Genomic DNA, 17,368 nt, shown 5'->3' with positions numbered 1-17,368 from the left:
CTTGTTGCAAAAAACCTTCAGCGCAGGGGCTACTTGTCGCTATCGTCATCGCCGTAGTACATCACGCCCAGTTTGATTTTGCCGCGGCCGTTTTTCAGGCGCCAGGCGTTGGTGTCGCGCAGCGAGTACACGCAGCCGCAGTATTCTTGCATGTAAAAGTGTTCGCGCTTGCTGATTTCAATCATGCGTTGCGAGCCGCCGCCCTTGCGCCAGTTGAAGGTCCAGTATTGGACATCCGGGTAGGGCGCGGCGGCGCGGATACCGCTTTCGTTAATCTGGTTCATGTTTTTCCAGCGGCTGATGCCGAGCGAGCTGGTAATCACCGGAAAGCCGTGCTCGTGCGCGTACAGCGCGGTGCGCTCGAAGCGCATGTCGAAGCACATGGTGCAGCGTTTGCCGCGCTCGGGTTCCCATTCCATGCCTTTGGCGCGCGCAAACCAGTTGTCGGTATCGTAGTCGCAGTCGATGAAGGGTATGTTGTGTTTTTCGGCAAAGGCGATGTTTTCGTCTTTGCGCAGTTCGTATTCGCGCCGCGGGTGGATGTTGGGGTTGTAGAAGAAGATGGTGTAGTCGATTTCGGAGGCGAGCAGCGCTTCCATGACTTCGCCTGAGCAGGGGGCGCAGCAGGAATGCAGTAGGACTTTGTTATGGCCGTCGGGAGGGACGAGTTTGGGGCGCTGGAAGGGGGTTTTGATGTTCATGGTCTTATTTTATATTTTAAGTTTGACATACATATTTTCTTGAGTGCCTTCGGCATTTGGACGCATCTCGTAGGCAAATACATCAGAATATTTTTTTACTAGGTCAGTAAATTTTTTACAGCCATAACTACGAGGATCAAAATCTACTTGTAAACGTTTCCAGGTTGAGCCGAAGGTAGTTATTGCCATCCATTCGTTATCTGAATGCTCGAAGACTTTACGGATGATATCTAGTGGTAGTTGGGATTCTGTTTTGTCGATAGTCTTTTCTGTTGTTACCGCATTTTGTGCAGATTTTGCCTTTTCGGCTATTTCAGTTATTGCTACACTATCCATCGTTTTTGGCATCAAGTTTTCTACATAAATAAACTGGCTACATGCATTGCGGAATGCTTCAGGCGTCTGCTTTTTGCCAAAGCCATAAACCATTACCCCTTGTTCTTTCAGACGGATGGCTAATGCAGTAAAATCGCTATCACTTGATACAAGACAAAATCCCTCAAAGCGCTCGGTATAGAGCAAGTCCATTGCGTCAATAATCATAAAACCATCCGTAGCATTTTTTCCTTTGGTATAGGCAAATTGCTGCATAGGCTTAATAGCAAATTCATTAATTACAGATTTCCATTTACCGCCACCACTCACGAAGTTTCCATATATGCGTTTAACCGTTGCGTCGCCAAATTTTGTAGTTTCTTCCAATATGGCATTTATAGTCTGCGATGAGGCGTTATCTGCATCAATTAAAACTGCTAAGCGGGCGGCTTTTTCTTCTATTACATTTAGGCTGGTTTTTATTCTGGACATATTATTTTTCTACTTTTCTAAAATTTAGCGGCTGCTCGCAGCTGGGGTCAGACGGCGGAAGATGTTATCCGGGATGGGGCAAGGCATGCCGTCGCGGAAGAGATAGGTGTTGCCTTTGTAGTTGATAGTGCCGCTACAACTGGCGCTGCCGCCGGGCAAGGGTTTTTCGGGCTGGCTGCCGACCGGGACTTCTTCGGTTTTTTCGGCGCGGAAGAGGGTGCAGCGGCTGTAGCCTTTGCGTTTGTCGGCATCGACGTAGATGTAGCTTTTGCCTTTGGGGCAGCGGTAGATGGCTTGTTCGACGACGACGGTTTCGGTCTGCACTGGCGGTTCGGGTGGCGGGCTGAGTTTTTCGACGGGCAGCAGGGCGACGTTGTCGTCGCTGTGTTCGTCTGCGGCTGTTTCGCTTTCGCTGGTAGCGGCAGGAGCCGGGGTCTCTCCGCCCTGCCCTGCCGCGGATGCGGCGCCGGTTTCGTCAGCCGCGGCGGGGCTGGATGTTGCCGCAGCGGTTTCGGTGTTTTGTGTGGCGGCTGCCGCTTCTTTTGCCGCGTGGGTTTCTTGTGCCTGGGCGACGATTTGCGCGGCGGCGTAGGCATCCAGGTCATCGCCTGCACCCGGCAGTTTTTCTTCGGCGGCTTTTTTGTTGTTCGCCGCGGTCGCGGTGTTTTCGGCGGGTTGTTGGACGATTTTGCCCGCGGCTGGCGGTTCGGGACGCAGGGGGATTTCTTCGCCGTTGGCGTATTGTGCCTGCACGTTGCCGCCGATGTGGGCGGCAAGTGCGAGTACCGCAACGAGGGCGGTTTTAGTCCTGGACACGGCTGAAGATGAGGGTTGCATTGGTGCCGCCAAAGCCGAAGCTGTTGCTCATCACGGCGTTAAGCGGCTGTTCGCGGCTTTCGCGCAGGATGGGCAGGTCGCCGGCGTTCGGGTCGAGGGTTTCGATGTGTGCCGAGGCGGCCAGGAATTGGTTTTGCAGCATCAGCAGCGAGTAGATGGCTTCGTTCGAGCCGGCGGCGCCCAGAGCGTGTCCGGTGAGTGATTTGGTCGAGCTGATGGGCGGCACGGTTTTGCCCGCAAATGCCGTTTTGATGGCCTCTAACTCGCGCGTGTCGCCGACTGGGGTCGAGGTGCCGTGCGCGTTGATGTAGCCCACGTCGCCGCCGTGTTCGGCCAGCGCCATTTGCATGCAGCGCACCGCGCCTTCGCCGGAGGGTTGTACCATGTCGTAGCCGTCCGAGGTGGCGCCGTAACCGGTGAGTTCGGCGATGATGGTCGCGCCGCGTGCTTTGGCGTGTTCGTATTCTTCGAGGACGAGGATGCTGCCGCCGCCGGAGATGACGAAGCCGTCGCGGTTGGCGTCGTAGGCGCGCGAGGCGGTTTCCGGGGTGGCGTTGTAGTTGGTGGAAAGCGCGCCCATGGCGTCAAACATGCTGGTCAGCGCCCAGTGCACTTCTTCGCCGCCACCGGCAAAGACGATGTCCTGTTTGCCCATCTGGATGACTTCGGCGGCGTGGCCGATGCAGTGCGCGCTGGTGGAGCAGGCGGAGCTGATGGAGTAGTTCACCCCTTTGATTTGGAAGGGGGTAGCGAGGCAGGCGGAGGTGGTGGACGCCATGGTTTTGGTCACGGCGTAAGGGCCGATGCGTTTGACGCCGCTCGCGCGCAGGGTGTCCGCTGCTTCGACTTGTGCCGAAGGGGTAGCGCCGCCGGTGCCGACGACGAGGCCGGTGCGGATATTGGAGATGTGTTCGGGCAAGAGGCGCGCCTGTTCGATCGCTTCTTTCATGGCGATGTAGCAGTAGGCAGCAGCATCACCCATGAAGCGCAGGATTTTGCGGTCAATGTGCGCTTTGGTGTCGATGTTGATGCTGCCTTCTACTTGGGAGCGCAGGCCCATTTCGGCGTACACGGGGCTGTGTTTGATGCCGGATTGGAGTTGTTGCAGCGAGGCCAGTACTTCTTTGCAGTTGTTGCCGATACTGGAGACGATGCCCATGCCGGTGACGACGACGCGTTTCATGTTTGGGGGTTCTCCTGGTTACATGGATAGGTGCAATATTTCATAGCGCGTTTTTTCGGTTTCGGGCTTGTCCCGATAGAAGGTGAAGACGGCTTGTTGCCATTTGTCCGGGTTATAGACGACCAGTTTGCCGGTTTCGTCATTTTGGGGTTGAGCCTGGAGTTTGTGGTTTTTCAGGCTGGTTGTCGGGTTAATCGCAGCGATTTCTTCGGTGAGGTATTTGCTGTCTTTGAACGCATCGGTCAGCGCGGCGCCGGCGGCAATGCCTATTTCGATGTGTTGCCAGCCGAAGTCCCGCAGGATGTTGTCAAAGTAACCGTCAAAAATAAATTTGTTCATGCCTGCCGCGGCTTTCCAGACGTAGAGCGGGCTGTAGCTGTTTTGCAAGGCGCCTGCCGTTTTTTCGGAAATGAGGTAGGCCTTGAACAGCAGGTCTTGAAAGCCGTCCATGAGATGCCCGGATTTTGCGACCCGGTTGCGGATAATCGTCATGTCGTAATCACCGGGCAGGGTGATCGCATAACGCATGGCGTGCATGGTCTGGTTCTCCGGTTAGAATTGGTCGGTGCTGGTAAAGAGGCCGACTTTGAGGTCGGTGCCGTGGTAGATGGCTTTGCCGTCCACGGACATGGTGCCGTCGGCAATACCGAGCACCAGTTGGCGCATGATGGTGCGCTTGATGTCGATGTGATAGGTGATTTTTTTATGGGTGGGCAGGACTTGGCCGGTGAATTTGACTTCGCCGCAGCCGAGCGCGCGGCCGCGTCCGGCGCCCCCCTTCCAGGCAAGGAAGAAGCCGACGAGTTGCCACATAGCATCCAGGCCAAGGCAGCCGGGCATGACCGGATCGCCCTGGAAGTGGCAGGCGAAGAACCAGAGGTCGGGGTGGATGTCCAGTTCGGCGATGATTTCGCCTTTGCCGTATTTGCCGCCGTCGTCAGTGATGCGGATGATGCGGTCCATCATCAGCATGTTCGGCAGCGGCAGTTGGGCGTTGCCCGCGCCAAAGATTTCGCCGCGGCCGCTGGCGAGGAGTTCTTCTTTGCTGTAGCTGTTTTGCGGGATGTGTTGGCTCATCGTGTCCTCCTTAGTTCAGCGCTTTTTTGTATTGTTGCAGCAGGGCGCCGTCTTTGCCGTAGATGTCGTTTGCGGTCTGGATTTTGCCGTCCGGGTCGCTCCAGGTCGTCCAGTACACGAGGTAGATCGGGGTTTGTTCCGGGGTGTTCACCCATTGTTCTTTTTCCTGGTTCATCGCTTTTTTGATGCGCTCGGCCGACCAGTTGGTGTTTTGCAGGAGGATGTTGGCAAATTCTTCCGGTTTTTGCAGGCGGACGCAGCCGGAGCTTAAGGCACGGTCGTTGCGCCCGAACAGGCTTTTGCTCGGTGTGTCGTGCAGGTAGATGGCGTGTTTGTTGGGGAAGAGGAATTTGACGCGGCCGAGGGCGTTACGCGCGCCCGGTTTTTGTCGCAGGCGGTAGCCGGTGGCGCCGGGTGCGCTCCAGTCCACCGCGCTGGGGCGGACGACGCGGCCACCGACCACGGCTTCAAAGCTGCCGTCAAAGGCGCCGGGATTGCTACGCAGTTTGTTGATTTTGTCTTTTTTCATGATGGTCGGCGGCACGGTCCAGGTCGGGCTCATCACGATGTGGCGCAGTTTGTCGGTAAATGCCGGGGTCTGGCGGTCGCGCTGGCCGACGACGGCTTTGGAGGCGTAGATTTCTTCACTACCGCGGTACATTTTGACGTAGTAGGAAGGGATGTTGACGAGGACGTAGCTTTCGCCCATGTCCTGCGGCATCCAGCGCAGGCGCTCCATGTTGATCATTAGGCGGTCAACGCTGGCATTGCCACCGCTGCTCGCTTTGTTGCCGTTCAACAGGTTGCGCGTTTTGCCGCTGACGATGCCGTCCGCCTTGAGGCCGTGGCTTTGTTGGTAGGCGGTAACGGCTTCTGCGAGGGCACCGTCAAAGTAGGTGCTGTCACCGTCGGTGGCAGGCGCGCCCAGTTTTTCACGCAGGATGGCAACGGCTTCGTGGTTCATGCCCTGTTTGAGGGTGACTTTCGGCAGCGGTTGGGTACTGGCGGCGGGCTCGGCGGCCACCGGTGCGCCGTTTAAGGCGTTATACTGGCTTTTCAGCGCAAGGTAGCGCGGATTGCCGTTGTTGATGGTGCGTACCGCAGTTTCAAGATCGCCGGAGACGATGCCTTGCGCCAGCATTTCACCGAGCGCTTCGTCGCTGACTTTTTCCGCATTCCATTCCGGCTGCGTTTTGCGCGGATTGACCAGTCCGTTGGCAAGGTCACCCGCGAGCGAGAGGTAGGCGTCGGACAGAAGCAGTTCGGCAGCGATGATGTCGTCGTATTGTTCACCCGCTTTCAGGCTGTTGATGAGTGCGTCGTGGTAGCGCGCAGGCGGCAGTGCGTCTTGCGGCGCGTCAGCGATGAGGCGTTTTAACGGCTCGAAGTTGTCGAGCAGTTTGTTTTCCTGCGTCCAGATAGTCGGATATTGTTCGTTTTCGTAGAAGACGCGGACGCGGTCCGGATTTTTCAGGTCGTACACCTTGCCGTTAAACGTGACCTGCTTCGGCTCCTGCACCAGCGCTTCCACCAAATCAATGCGGCGGCTGTTGAACGGGCGCATTTCCTCGCGGATGGTCGGCTGGCGCACCGGCACTTCTTCCGGCGGCAACGGCTGCAGGATGCCGACGGAATCCGATTCGGACAATTCGGCGGCAGCGGTAGCGGGATCAGGCGGCAAATTATCGGCAATGGCAGGCGGCGCCTCGTCAAACAGCACCTCCTCAACGGGTTCTTGCGCGAAAGCCATGCCGTTGAGCGCCAACAGTCCGATAACGGTGGCGATGCGGTGCCGTACAAAAGAAGTCATGAACAATTCCTGAAAATGAAGTTACGGGGATAAAAAACCGCGCTATTTTAGCGGTAAACGCGGTACGCGCGCCACAAATTTTGCCGCCGCAATCGCCGCTGCGCGCTGTGCTAGCATAACCTTTTCCACCGAGTCCGCCTCATGCCCCACATCATCGAAAACGCCCGCCCTGCCCCGCTGCTCCGCCAGTTGGCGGCGATGCTGTATGACAGCTTCCTCCTTGCCGCCTGCTGGATAGGCGTCGGTTTCATCTTCATCATCTTCAGCAAGGGCGAGCGCATCACCGGTGGCGCGCTGCATTATGCCCTGCAAGCGGCGCTGCTCGCGGTGTGGATCGCCTTTTACGTCTATTTCTGGAGCAAACAGGGGCAGACGCTCGGCATGCGCGCCTGGCGGCTGGCCGTTGCCGACGAAAACGGCTACCCCATCGGCGGCAAACGCGCGCTGTTGCGCTGGTTCTGCGCCCTGATTACTTGCGCCCCGGCCGGAATCGGGCTATGGTGGCGCGCCCTGGACAAAGACGGCCGCACCCTCTACGACCGCCTCTCCCGCACGCGACTCTACCTGCTGCCGGGCAACCCCTACCCATCCCCCAAGAAAAAAAGGAAAAACCATGTTTGAAACCGTCGAAAAACTGCCAGACGACCCGATCCTCAAGCTCTCCCAACTCTGCCGCGACGACCCGCGCCCTGAAAAAATAGACGTTGGCGTTGGCATCTTCCAGGACACCACGGGCGAAACCCCGGTAATGCGCGCCGTCAAGGCCGCCGAACAGCGCATCTGGCAGCGGCAAACCACCAAAAAATACGTCGGTGTCAATGGCCTGGAAGCCTTCAACCAGCACATGACCGCGCTCATCCTCGGCGACAAACACGACGCCAACCGCACCCGTGCCAACCAGGCCGTTGCCGGCACCGGCGCACTGCGTATCGTCGCCGAAGTGCTGCGTACCATCGCTCCCGGCAAACGCTTCTGGACGCCCGACCCCACCTGGGGCAACCACCACGCCATCTTCGGCGCCTGCGGCTTCGGCGTGAACAGCTATCCCTATTACGACCGCGAAAAAAGCATCGTCAATACCGCCGCCTTCTTCGCCGCGCTGGAAAACATGGGGCCGGATGACATCGTCCTCCTGCACGGCTGCTGCCACAATCCGAGCGGTGCCGACCTCACCCCGGCCGACTGGGACAAAGTCGCGGAAATCGCCGCCCGCCGCGGCTTCCTGCCGGTCGTTGACCTCGCCTACCTCGGTTTCGGCGAAGGCCTGGACAAAGACGCCTACGGCGTGCGCAAACTGGCAGGCAGCCTCGAAACCCTGTTTATTGCTGCCTCCTGCTCCAAAAATTTCGGCCTCTACCGCGAGCGCGTCGGCATCGTCCTCACCATCGCCAAAGACGCACGCACCGCCGATGCCCTGCGCAGCCACCTCGCCGTCGCCAGCCGCGCGATGGTCTCCATGCCGCCAGACCACGGCGCCGCCTGCGTTGCCGAAATCCTCGGCGACAGCGCCCTCTACGCCGACTGGGTCAAAGAACTGGACGAAGTCAGCGCCTACATCCGCCTGCGCCGCCAGCAACTGGCCGACGCCCTCAACCGCCACGGCGGCAACTGGAACTTCATCACCGACTCGCACCGCGGCATGTTCACCCTGCTGCCGCTCGGCAAAGAGCGCGTTGAGCGCCTGCGCAACGACTACGCGGTGTACATGGTCGGCGAAGGCCGCATCAACATCGCCGGCATGAAAAGCGAAAACGACGTACAGCGCCTCGCCGACGCCGTCAAAGCCGTCCTCTGAAAAACCGCACAAAGCCACCGCAAGGTGGCTTTGCATTTGACCCCACACGCGCACCATGAAAAACCTCCTGCTCCCGCTCCTCGCCGCCGCCCTGCTTACCGCCTGCGCCACCAGCCACAAACGCCAACCGCCTGCCAACCCCGCACCGCCGCCACCGCAAATGAATCTGGACGAAGACCCGTCGGCCGCACCAGCCGCACTTGGCGGCGACAAAGACACGCACGGCTGCCTGCCCGCTGCCGGACAAAGTTGGTCAAAACTCCGCCACGCCTGCATCCAGCCCTTTGACGTCGCCGACATCCGCCTGCAAGACCCGGCAAACGCCACCCTTGCCCTCTACATCATCCTCGCTGCGGACAAAAGCCAGGCAGAACTCTTTGGCGCCGACCATGCGGAAAGCCTCATCCTCGACAGCGTCAAAGGCGGCTACGCCTCGGCAGACGGCAAAACCCGCCTGCTGAACACACAAAACGGCTGGAGCATCCGCAAATAAACAAGACACAAAAACGGCTGCCCCGGCAGCCGTTTTCCATAAAAAAACCATGAGCGACACCGAAACCCACCCGCTACCGCCCTTCGCTCCGCAAAACGCACGCCTGCTCATGCTTGGCAGCTTCCCGCCGCCGCGCGAGCGCTGGAAAATGGATTTTTACTACCCGAACATCCAAAACGACATGTGGCGCATCTTCGGCCTCGTTTTCTTCAACGACCGCGAACATTTCGTCAGCGCCGACGGCAAAGGCTTCCGCGAAGCAGCCATCCGCGATTTCCTCGGCGACAAAGGCATCGCCATCAGCGACACCGCGCACCGCATCCGCCGTCTGCAAGGCAACGCCGCCGACAAATCGCTGCAAATCCTTGAACCGCTTGAGCTCGCCGCACTTCTCGCCCGTCTGCCGCGCTGTCATGCCATTCTCACCACCGGCGAGCTGGCGACCCGCACCCTGCTCACGCTGCTGCCGCCAGATACCATCGCGCCTGCCATCGGCAAACCCGGCCGTGCAGTCTTGGGGCAACGCACGCTGCAACTCTACCGCCTGCCTTCTTCATCGCGCGCCTATCCGCTGGCGCTGGCGAAAAAAGCGGAAAGTTACCGCGCCTGTTTTGCCGCCATTGGCCTGATCCCCTAAGCCGCGCATAAAAAAAGCCGGAAGGTGTTGCCACCCTCCGGCTTTGGCGCCCTTTGGCGTCAAGGCTTGCGCTTATTCGCCTGCGACGACACGCACCAGCACTTCGGTGCTGATACCGGCAAAGAGGTGCAGCGCGATGGTGTATTCACCAATCTCGCGGATGGTGCCATGCGGCATCAGCACTTCGCTGCGCGCCAGTTGCAGACCTTGCTGCACGGCGGCATTGGCGATGTCTTGCGTACCGACAGAGCCAAACAGTTTGCCTTCATCGCCCGCTTTGGCGAGGATGGTCAGCACCTTGCCAGCAAGGGCTGCGGCACGACGCTCGGCATCAGCCAGTTTTTCGGCTTGCTGACGTTCCAGCTCGGCACGACGCGCCTCAAAGCGTTCAATATTGGCTTTGGTCGCTTCGGTTGCCTTGCCCTGCGGGATGAGGAAGTTGCGGGCATAACCGGCTTTGACTTCAACGCGGTCACCCAGTTCGCCCAGACCGGCTACTTTTTCCAACAGAATAACGTTCATGTATCCCCCTTAGTGCTGATCAGAGTAAGGCAGGAGCGCCAAGAAACGCGCGCGCTTGATGGCGGTAGCCAGCTGGCGCTGATAGAAGGCGTTGGTACCGGTGATACGTGCCGGCACGATTTTGCCGGTCTCAGTCAGGAACGCTTTCAGAGTTTCGAGGTCTTTATAATCAATTTCTTTCACGCCTTCGGCGGTGAAACGGCAGGATCTGCGACGTGCCATAACTTAGCCCTCCTTCTTCTTGCTGTCGGCCATCGGCGAAGCCTCGGTGACGGCTTCATCGCGACGGATGGTGAGGTGACGCAGAATGGCGTCGTTAAAACGGAAGTTGTTTTCCAGCTCGGCCAGAGTGGCGGCGTCGCACTCAATATTCATCATGACATAGTGCGCCTTGACCAGCTTGTTGATCGGATACGCCAGCACGCGGCGGCCCCAATCCTCGAAGCGGTGCACTTTGCCTTTGGCAGCCTCAACGATGCCGCGATAACGCTCGCTCATCGCATTGACCTGTTCGCTCTGGTCCGGGTGAACCAGAAACACGATTTCATAATGTCTCATAAAGATTCCTTATGGATAAACAAAGCCGCCGGTGCGGCGGCAAGGAAATGCCGGCGAACCGGCAAGGGCGCGCATTATACGGAAAAAAGCCGTCAAAACAAACTATCGCCCGCAGCAAAAAACATGCTACCTTGCCGCAAAAACCACTCCTTACCGCGATGATCCATACCCCCTGGCAATACGCCACGACAAACACCACTTACGACCCCGCGCGCATCCTCTGCTACGACAGCGAATTTGTGCGCGAACGCAGCTACATTCCCAAACTCGCCCTGGTACAAACCTGCCAACCGGGCGGCACCGCGCAACTCTACGACCCGCTGGAAGGCGATATCCCCTGGGCGCCCATCCTGCACCACCCCGCGCCGCTCGTCATGCACGCCGCCGCGCAAGACCTCGAATTGATGCAACTCTGCGGCGACGCCCTGCCCGCCACCATCCGCGACACACAAACCGGCTTCGCCCTCTGCTCGCCCCACCTTGCCGTCAGCTACGCCGCGCTGGTTGAGCACTACCTCGGCATCGCTCCAGACAAAAGCCAAACCCGCAGCGACTGGCTCGCCCGCCCGCTCAATGCGGCACAACTGGACTACGCCGCCGATGACGTCGGCCTGCTCGCCCGCCTCTACCCGCTGCTCGTTGCCGACCTGCAACGCCTCGGCCGCCTCGCCTGGTGGGCGGAAGAAAGCGCGACACAACTTGCCCGTCAACAACAAACGCGCGACGCCTGGCACTGGTACCGCCTGCAAGGCGCACCACAACTGCGCCACGACGACAAACCCGTCGCACAAATCCTCGTGGAAGCGCGCGAGCGCCTCGCCGCCGCGCACGACCTGCCGCGCCGCGCCATCCTGAGCGACCGGCAAATCATCACTATCGCGCAAAAACGCCCGTCTGTCCCGGAAAACCTCGCCGAATACCTCGCGCCAGACCATCTGCTCTGGCAAGAACTGCCCTACCTCGCGCAGCGCTTCAGCGACAATACCCCGCCCCCCGCGCCACCAGCCAGCCCGCGTCTCTCGCCCGCCAAGCGCCAACACTACGAACAACTCTGCGCTTATATCGCAGACACCGCCGCCGCGCTCAACATCCATCCCGACATGCTCGCCCCCACCCGCGTCCTTAAAAATTACGTCGCCAAACCTGACCCGACCAGCCCGCTGCTCACCGGCTGGCGCGCCGCGTTCTTCCGCGAACCGCTCGGAAAACTGCTCTAAAATCCAAAGGAGAACCCCATGCCCTACCGCGCCATCTTCAGCGACATTGACGGCACCCTGCTCAACCGCGAACACCGCATGAGCGCGCGCACCCTTGCTGCCGCCCGCCACGTCGTCTCCCTTGGCATCCCTTTCATCCTCGTCTCGGCGCGGCCGCCGCTCGCCATCACCCCATTCACCAACGCCATCGGCGGCGCACAGCCGCTAATTGCCTACAACGGCGCCCTCATCCTGGACGGCGACCTGCAAGAACTCTACAGCGTGCCGCTTGACGACGCCGACTTCCGCCAGCTGGAAGCCGAGCTGGAAACCCTGCCGCGCCTCTCGCTCAACTACTACCAGGGCACACACTGGTACAGCCCTGAACCGGACAACTACTGGACGGCGCAAGAAGGCGATATCACCGGCCTACGCGCCAGCGCCAAACCGGCAGCACCGCTTACCGCCGTGCACAAAATCCTCGTTATGGGCGATGCCGCCGACATCCTCGCGCTCGAGAACCGCTTGAAACCCGCTTATCCGCAGCTGGAAATCCACCGCTCCAAAAACGAATACCTCGAAATCGTCAATCGCGCCGCCACCAAGGCGCAAGCCATCCAGTTCATGGAAAACCGCCTCGGCGTCAGTGCAGACGAAGTCATCGCCTTCGGCGACAACTACAACGACCTCGACATGCTGCGCTATGCCGGCTACAGCGTGGCGATGGGCAACGCCCCAGACGACATCAAGGCGCAAGTACGCCACGTCACCGCCAGTAATGCCGAAGACGGCCTGGCGCAAGTACTGGAGGCACTTTTTCCCTGAAAGAATTCGAGGCGTATAGGACAAGGCTACGACTCAGATAAAGTGCGCATACGAATTGAGGAAGAAGGCAGCAAAGCCAATATTCCCTACAAATGCTACCGGGAGAAAAAGAATAGGTATATGGGCTATGGGCTAGGGGCTGTTTGCATTTCACTCATAGCGGCAGCCAGACCATGATGCACCCCAAAAGAACCGTACTAAGATAGTTGCGCTTGAGTTTGTCATAACGCGTGGCGATAGCGCGCTAGTGTTTCAAGCGCGCAAAAGTATTCTCAACCAAATGTCTGATTTTATAAAGATACCAGTCCATGTCTTTGTTCTTCTCCTCCCGGTCGCGTTTGTAGGGAATATTGGCTTTGCTGCCTTCTTCCTCAATTTGTGCGCGCAGTTTGTCCGAATCGTAGCCCTTGTCCGCGCTGACAGCTTCCGTTCCCCCCAAATCTACAGCTGCTATCAGTTCGGGCGCGTCGCTGACATCATTAACCATCAGATGCATCTTGCTGGTCGTGCCGCCTCGGCTGATGCCAATGGCGTGGTCATCTTCGCCGCTACATGCCGCAGCACCTGCTGCATGCTGATGCGCCCGGATGTAACTGCCGTCCATCATCAACCATTCCTTGTCGGCATCAGCGGATAATCTTTTGAGGATTTTCTGAAAAATTCCTTTCTTTGAGCATCGGTTAAAGCAACTGTAAATCGTTGGAAACTTGCCGAAAGTGGCGGGAATATTGCGCCAGGGGCAGCCAGTGCGCATTCTGTAGAGGATAGCTTCGATGGTACTACGCAGATTGGGTTTGTCATACAGGTTGAATTCCAGCAAAATGGCGAGCAGCTTCGACCAAAGTTCATCAGTGAGTAATGTTCGGGGCATGGCAGGGTAACGGTTGTTGCAGAACTTCCTTTATTCCTGCCGTTTTTGGTTTTTTCAAGTACTTAGACCAATTGCAAACAGCCCCTAGTCGGATGGTTATAGCCATACAGCACCATACAACGCTTTAGATAAATGCTATATCTACGACCGTCGGACTTATATCATGTCTATACAAAGGAAAGGCCAACGACTCGTTGGCCTTTAATTTCCGCGAGACGGCTAAGACTTAATTACCCTTGTCAGCAGCCTCGGTAGCCTTCTTCGCTTTGGAGACTTTTTCTTTCCCCTTGCCTTCCGTATTTTTCGCGTCAGTCGCGGCCTTGTCTTCGACTGCCTTCACAGCCTTGCCCTTCCCTGCCTTCTCTGTCGCTGCCGCTTTATCTGCTTCTCCGCCTTTATCTTCAACTCCTGCGGATTTGGCTTGCTCTACCGCCACGCCCTTGTCACCTTCAACTACGATTTCACTACGCAGTTTTTCCAACGTTGCCTTACCTACTCCCTTGACATTGAGCAGTTCTTCCACGTTTTTAAAACCACCGTGCGCTTCGCGATAGGCAATGATATCTGCGGCCTTCTTGGCACCAATACCTTTCAATGTTTGTAATTCTTCCTGGTTTGCCGCGTTGATATCCACTACAGCCAAAGCAGCTGTGGACAGTCCCAAGATTGCGCTCATCAGCAAGACTTTGATGGTTTTCAGCATGGTTCATTCCTCGCATGTAAAAAATGGATTAAATGCGTCCGTTTCCTGGACGCCAAGCCATTCTGGCATATCCTGCCCCGCCGAATCAACAAAAACCTCTAGATGGTATAAAGAAAAAGCCTCCGGTTTCCCGGAGGCTTTGTATTAAAACCTGACAGTGTCCTACTCTCACATGGGGAAGCCCCACACTACCATCGGCGATGCTGCGTTTCACTTCTGAGTTCGGCATGGGTTCAGGTGGTGCCACAGCTCTATGGCCGTCAGGAAAACCGGTTACATTCAATTCCCTCTGATGCTTTGCATCAGATTCGCGTAATTCTTTTCGCCTCAACTTCTGAGCAGCTCAAAATAACTTGAGCGTTGTATGATCAAGCCTCACGATCAATTAGTACTCCTTAGCTGCATGTATTACTACACTTCCACATGGAGCCTATCAACGTCGTAGTCTTCAACGGATCTTTAGAGACCTTTAAGGTCTAGGGAGATCTTATCTTGGGAGGGGCTTCCCGCTTAGATGCTTTCAGCGGTTATCCCTTCCGAACATAGCTACCCGGCTGTGCCACTGGCGTGACAACCGGTACACCAGAGGTTCGTCCATTCCGGTCCTCTCGTACTAAGAACAGCTTCCCTCAAATCTCCAACGCCCACGGCAGATAGGGACCGAACTGTCTCACGACGTTCTGAACCCAGCTCGCGTACCACTTTAAATGGCGAACAGCCATACCCTTGGGACCTGCTACAGCCCCAGGATGTGATGAGCCGACATCGAGGTGCCAAACTCCTCCGTCGATATGGACTCTTGGGAGGAATCAGCCTGTTATCCCCGGAGTACCTTTTATCCGTTGAGCGATGGCCCTTCCATTCAGAACCACCGGATCACTAAGACCTACTTTCGTATCTGCTCGACTTGTCTGTCTCGCAGTTAAGCGGGCTTCTGCCTTTGCACTCTTGGTGCGATTTCCGACCGCACCGAGCCCACCTTCGCACTCCTCCGTTACTCTTTGGGAGGAGACCGCCCCAGTCAAACTACCCACCAGACACTGTCTGCAACCCGGATTACGGGTCTACGTTAGAACATCAAAATAAGCAGGGTGGTATTTCAAGGTCGGCTCCACAGAAACCAGAGTCTCTGCTTCAAAGCCTCCCACCTATCCTATGCAACTTATTTCAATGTTCAGTGTCAAGCTGTAGTGAAGGTTCACGGGGTCTTTCCGTCTTGCCGCGGGTACACTGCATCTTCACAGCGATTTCAACTTCACTGAGTCTCGGGTAGAGACAGCGCCGCCATCGTTACGCCATTCGTGCAGGTCGGAACTTACCCGACAAGGAATTTCGCTACCTTAGGACCGTTATAGTTACGGCCGCCGTTTACCGGGGCTTCGATCAAGAGCTTGCACCCCATCAATTAACCTTCCGGCACCGGGCAGGCGTCACACCCTATACGTCCACTTGCGTGTTTGCAGAGTGCTGTGTTTTTGATAAACAGTCGCAGCGGCCTATTCTCTGCGGCCTCCAACAGCTATTCACTATCAGAGGCATACCTTATCCCGAAGTTACGGTATCATTTTGCCGAGTTCCTTTACCCGAGTTCTCTCAAGCACCTTGGAATTCTCTTCCTACCCACCTGTGTCGGTTTGGGGTACGGTTGTCATAATCTGAAGCTTAGAGGCTTTTCCTGGAAGCAGAGCATCAACCACTTCGTTTCCGTAGAAACTCGTCATCACGTTTCAGTCTTAGGAACCCGGATTTGCCTAAGTCCCCAACCTACGCGCTTAAACACACATCCAACAGTGTGCTGGCCTAGCTTTCTCCGTCCCCCCATCGCAATTATGATCAGTACAGGAATATTAACCTGTTTCCCATCGACTACGCGTTTCCGCCTCGCCTTAGGGGCCGACTCACCCTGCGCCGATTAGCGTTGCGCAGGAAACCTTGGGTTTTCGGTGTGCGGGTTTTTCACCCGCATTATCGTTACTCATGTCAGCATTCGCACTTGTGATACCTCCAGCATGCTTCTCAACACACCTTCTTCGGCTTACACAACGCTCCCCTACCACTTGCATCTTCATGCAAATCCGCAGCTTCGGTAGACAGTTTAGCCCCGGTAAATCTTCCGCGCAGGACGACTCGACTAGTGAGCTATTACGCTTTCTTTAAAGGATGGCTGCTTCTAAGCCAACCTCCTAGCTGTCTAAGCCTTCCCACTTCGTTTCCCACTGAACTGTCATTTCGGGACCTTAGCTGGCGGTCTGGGTTGTTTCCCTCTTCACGACGGACGTTAGCACCCGCCGTGTGTCTCCTGTAGTAAAACTTTACGGTATTCGGAGTTTGCATCGGGTTGGTAAGTCGGTATGACCCCCTAGCCGAAACAGTGCTCTACCCCCGTAAGTCAATCTACAAGGCACTACCTCAATAGTTTTCGGGGAGAACCAGCTATCTCCGAGCTTGTTTAGCCTTTCACTCCTATCCACAGGTCATCCCCGCATTTTTCAACATGCGTGGGTTCGGTCCTCCAGTTGATGTTACTCAACCTTCAACCTGCCCATGGATAGATCGCCCGGTTTCGGGTCTACACCCAGAGACTTATCGCCCTATTAAGACTCGCTTTCGCTACGGCTCCCCTATTCGGTTAACCTCGCCACTGAATGTAACTCGCTGACCCATTATACAAAAGGTACGCCATCACATATCTTCATATGCTCTGACTGCTTGTATGCACACGGTTTCAGGTTCTATTTCACTCCCTTCACCAGGGTTCTTTTCGCCTTTCCCTCACGGTACTGGTTCACTATCGGTCGACAACGAGTATTTAGCCTTGGAGGATGGTCCCCCCATCTTCAGACAGGATTTCACGTGTCCCGCCCTACTCGATTCATTGTGTATGGCTTTCGTATACGGGGCTATCACCCTCTATGGCCACCCTTCCCAGGATGTTCTACTAGCTCATACGCAACTTAATTGGGCTTCTCCGCGTTCGCTCGCCGCTACTTGCGGAATCTCGGTTGATTTCTTTTCCTCGGGGTACTTAGATGTTTCAGTTCTCCCGGTTCGCTTCCGCAGTCTATGTATTCAACTACGGATGACCCTAAGGTCGGGTTGCCCCATTCGGAGATCCCCGGATCATTGCTTGTTATCAGCTTCCCGGGGCTTTTCGCAGATTTCCACGTCCTTCTTCGCCTGTTGTCGCCAAGGCATCCACCGTGTGCACTTATTCACTTGATCATACAACCTCAAGTTATCTTTCGGTTGTGCTGTTCTCTCTTTACTACTCTACGTTTTCAGATTCTGAAGTATGCTTCGCTTTCGCCTTGCTCTCTCATCATCTGTTGGCTACGCAGAGGAAAACATAAGTA

Annotated in this window: 17 protein-coding genes, 2 rRNA genes and 1 pseudogene; 6 read left to right on the top strand and 14 right to left on the bottom strand. The window is 56.7% G+C overall.

All coding sequences use genetic code 11. The features are described from left to right. Positions 1–29 precede the first annotated feature (29 nt). The 7 genes from EL199_RS07635 to EL199_RS07605 are packed head-to-tail and all read right to left on the bottom strand — an operon-like array spanning position 30 to position 6,415. Entirely contained in the window at positions 30–701 is a 672-nt protein-coding gene (locus EL199_RS07635) for an epoxyqueuosine reductase QueH (protein WP_004142631.1), read from the bottom strand. Positions 702–710: 9 nt separating this feature from the next. Beyond that, on the bottom strand, positions 711–1,508 hold the full coding sequence (locus tag EL199_RS07630) for an NYN domain-containing protein (protein ID WP_004142632.1): 798 nt from the start codon (positions 1,506–1,508) through the stop codon (positions 711–713). 24 nt (positions 1,509–1,532) lie between these two features. After that, positions 1,533–2,324, bottom strand: coding sequence for a hypothetical protein (locus EL199_RS07625; protein ID WP_004142633.1), 792 nt, complete (start codon positions 2,322–2,324; stop codon positions 1,533–1,535). Continuing rightward, a complete protein-coding gene (gene fabB / locus EL199_RS07620; protein WP_004142634.1) occupies positions 2,311–3,528 on the bottom strand; it encodes a beta-ketoacyl-ACP synthase I in 1,218 nt (405 codons plus the stop codon). Before fabB ends, EL199_RS07625 begins: the two co-directional genes overlap by 14 nt. An 18-nt stretch (positions 3,529–3,546) precedes the next feature. After that, on the bottom strand, positions 3,547–4,065 hold the full coding sequence (locus EL199_RS07615; protein ID WP_004142635.1) for a DUF4865 family protein: 519 nt from the start codon (positions 4,063–4,065) through the stop codon (positions 3,547–3,549). Between the two features lie 15 nt (positions 4,066–4,080). Beyond that, positions 4,081–4,605: a 3-hydroxyacyl-[acyl-carrier-protein] dehydratase FabA gene (gene fabA, locus EL199_RS07610; RefSeq protein ID WP_004142636.1), complete on the bottom strand. Its 525-nt coding sequence runs from the start codon at positions 4,603–4,605 to the stop codon at positions 4,081–4,083. Positions 4,606–4,615: 10 nt separating this feature from the next. After that, positions 4,616–6,415 (bottom strand): L,D-transpeptidase family protein, encoded by a 1,800-nt coding sequence (locus EL199_RS07605; protein WP_004142637.1) that lies wholly within the window; start codon positions 6,413–6,415, stop codon positions 4,616–4,618. Positions 6,416–6,556: 141 nt separating this feature from the next. On the opposite strand from EL199_RS07605, the gene EL199_RS07600 reads away from it, so the two are divergent. The 4 genes from EL199_RS07600 to EL199_RS07585 are packed head-to-tail and all read left to right on the top strand — an operon-like array spanning position 6,557 to position 9,340. Then, on the top strand, positions 6,557–7,036 hold the full coding sequence (locus EL199_RS07600; protein WP_004142638.1) for an RDD family protein: 480 nt from the start codon (positions 6,557–6,559) through the stop codon (positions 7,034–7,036). Further along, a complete protein-coding gene (locus EL199_RS07595; protein WP_004142639.1) occupies positions 7,029–8,210 on the top strand; it encodes an amino acid aminotransferase in 1,182 nt (393 codons plus the stop codon). Before EL199_RS07600 ends, EL199_RS07595 begins: the two co-directional genes overlap by 8 nt. Before the next feature lie 55 nt (positions 8,211–8,265). Continuing rightward, positions 8,266–8,703, top strand: coding sequence for a hypothetical protein (locus tag EL199_RS07590; protein ID WP_004142640.1), 438 nt, complete (start codon positions 8,266–8,268; stop codon positions 8,701–8,703). Between the two features lie 49 nt (positions 8,704–8,752). Continuing rightward, positions 8,753–9,340 carry a DNA glycosylase gene (locus tag EL199_RS07585; RefSeq protein ID WP_004142641.1) on the top strand — a complete coding sequence of 196 codons (588 nt, stop codon included), beginning with the start codon at positions 8,753–8,755 and terminating at the stop codon, positions 9,338–9,340. A gap of 72 nt (positions 9,341–9,412) precedes the next feature. Here the strand turns inward: EL199_RS07585 and rplI are convergent, their stop codons facing one another. From rplI to rpsF, 3 genes are read right to left on the bottom strand one after another with little or no spacing between them, the layout of a single operon-like run. Further along, positions 9,413–9,862, bottom strand: coding sequence for a 50S ribosomal protein L9 (rplI, locus tag EL199_RS07580; protein WP_004142642.1), 450 nt, complete (start codon positions 9,860–9,862; stop codon positions 9,413–9,415). Positions 9,863–9,871: 9 nt separating this feature from the next. After that, positions 9,872–10,084, bottom strand: coding sequence for a 30S ribosomal protein S18 (rpsR, locus tag EL199_RS07575; RefSeq protein WP_004142643.1), 213 nt, complete (start codon positions 10,082–10,084; stop codon positions 9,872–9,874). Between the two features lie 3 nt (positions 10,085–10,087). Continuing rightward, positions 10,088–10,420, bottom strand: a complete 333-nt coding sequence (gene rpsF, locus EL199_RS07570; protein ID WP_004142644.1) for a 30S ribosomal protein S6 — start codon at positions 10,418–10,420, stop codon at positions 10,088–10,090. 131 nt (positions 10,421–10,551) lie between these two features. On the opposite strand from rpsF, the gene EL199_RS07565 reads away from it, so the two are divergent. Next, the gene (locus tag EL199_RS07565) at positions 10,552–11,637 is read left to right on the top strand and encodes a ribonuclease D (protein WP_232008273.1); all 1,086 of its coding nucleotides are present in this window, start codon (positions 10,552–10,554) and stop codon (positions 11,635–11,637) included. A gap of 18 nt (positions 11,638–11,655) precedes the next feature. Beyond that, positions 11,656–12,441: a Cof-type HAD-IIB family hydrolase gene (locus EL199_RS07560; protein ID WP_004142648.1), complete on the top strand. Its 786-nt coding sequence runs from the start codon at positions 11,656–11,658 to the stop codon at positions 12,439–12,441. A gap of 154 nt (positions 12,442–12,595) precedes the next feature. On the opposite strand, the pseudogene EL199_RS07555 reads toward EL199_RS07560, so the two are convergent. The 4 genes and pseudogenes from EL199_RS07555 to EL199_RS07540 form a co-directional block, all read right to left on the bottom strand. After that, positions 12,596–13,312, bottom strand: a pseudogene (locus tag EL199_RS07555) (IS5 family transposase). Between the two features lie 226 nt (positions 13,313–13,538). Further along, positions 13,539–14,015, bottom strand: coding sequence for a ComEA family DNA-binding protein (locus EL199_RS07550; protein ID WP_004140246.1), 477 nt, complete (start codon positions 14,013–14,015; stop codon positions 13,539–13,541). A gap of 149 nt (positions 14,016–14,164) precedes the next feature. Beyond that, positions 14,165–14,280, bottom strand: a 5S ribosomal RNA gene (rrf, locus tag EL199_RS07545). 99 nt (positions 14,281–14,379) lie between these two features. Further along, positions 14,380–17,237, bottom strand: a 23S ribosomal RNA gene (locus EL199_RS07540). Between the last annotated feature and the right edge of the window lie 131 nt (positions 17,238–17,368).

The organism is Cardiobacterium hominis, from assembly GCF_900637305.1.
In the GTDB taxonomy this organism is placed as follows: domain Bacteria; phylum Pseudomonadota; class Gammaproteobacteria; order Cardiobacteriales; family Cardiobacteriaceae; genus Cardiobacterium; species Cardiobacterium hominis.
This window is presented reverse-complemented; position numbering and strand designations above follow the sequence as displayed.

What these genes read in the sequence shown, in the direction of transcription:
- EL199_RS07615 (WP_004142635.1), bottom strand. Translation starts at nt 4,065, where the DNA reads ATGCACGCCATGCGTTATGCGATCACCCTGCCCGGTGATTACGACATG.
- EL199_RS07550 (WP_004140246.1), bottom strand. Translation starts at nt 14,015, where the DNA reads ATGCTGAAAACCATCAAAGTCTTGCTGATGAGCGCAATCTTGGGACTG.
- EL199_RS07560 (WP_004142648.1), top strand. Translation starts at nt 11,656, where the DNA reads ATGCCCTACCGCGCCATCTTCAGCGACATTGACGGCACCCTGCTCAAC.
- fabA (WP_004142636.1), bottom strand. Translation starts at nt 4,605, where the DNA reads ATGAGCCAACACATCCCGCAAAACAGCTACAGCAAAGAAGAACTCCTC.
- rplI (WP_004142642.1), bottom strand. Translation starts at nt 9,862, where the DNA reads ATGAACGTTATTCTGTTGGAAAAAGTAGCCGGTCTGGGCGAACTGGGT.
- EL199_RS07590 (WP_004142640.1), top strand. Translation starts at nt 8,266, where the DNA reads ATGAAAAACCTCCTGCTCCCGCTCCTCGCCGCCGCCCTGCTTACCGCC.
- fabB (WP_004142634.1), bottom strand. Translation starts at nt 3,528, where the DNA reads ATGAAACGCGTCGTCGTCACCGGCATGGGCATCGTCTCCAGTATCGGC.
- EL199_RS07585 (WP_004142641.1), top strand. Translation starts at nt 8,753, where the DNA reads ATGAGCGACACCGAAACCCACCCGCTACCGCCCTTCGCTCCGCAAAAC.
- EL199_RS07595 (WP_004142639.1), top strand. Translation starts at nt 7,029, where the DNA reads ATGTTTGAAACCGTCGAAAAACTGCCAGACGACCCGATCCTCAAGCTC.
- rpsR (WP_004142643.1), bottom strand. Translation starts at nt 10,084, where the DNA reads ATGGCACGTCGCAGATCCTGCCGTTTCACCGCCGAAGGCGTGAAAGAA.
- EL199_RS07605 (WP_004142637.1), bottom strand. Translation starts at nt 6,415, where the DNA reads ATGACTTCTTTTGTACGGCACCGCATCGCCACCGTTATCGGACTGTTG.
- EL199_RS07630 (WP_004142632.1), bottom strand. Translation starts at nt 1,508, where the DNA reads ATGTCCAGAATAAAAACCAGCCTAAATGTAATAGAAGAAAAAGCCGCC.
- EL199_RS07635 (WP_004142631.1), bottom strand. Translation starts at nt 701, where the DNA reads ATGAACATCAAAACCCCCTTCCAGCGCCCCAAACTCGTCCCTCCCGAC.
- EL199_RS07600 (WP_004142638.1), top strand. Translation starts at nt 6,557, where the DNA reads ATGCCCCACATCATCGAAAACGCCCGCCCTGCCCCGCTGCTCCGCCAG.
- rpsF (WP_004142644.1), bottom strand. Translation starts at nt 10,420, where the DNA reads ATGAGACATTATGAAATCGTGTTTCTGGTTCACCCGGACCAGAGCGAA.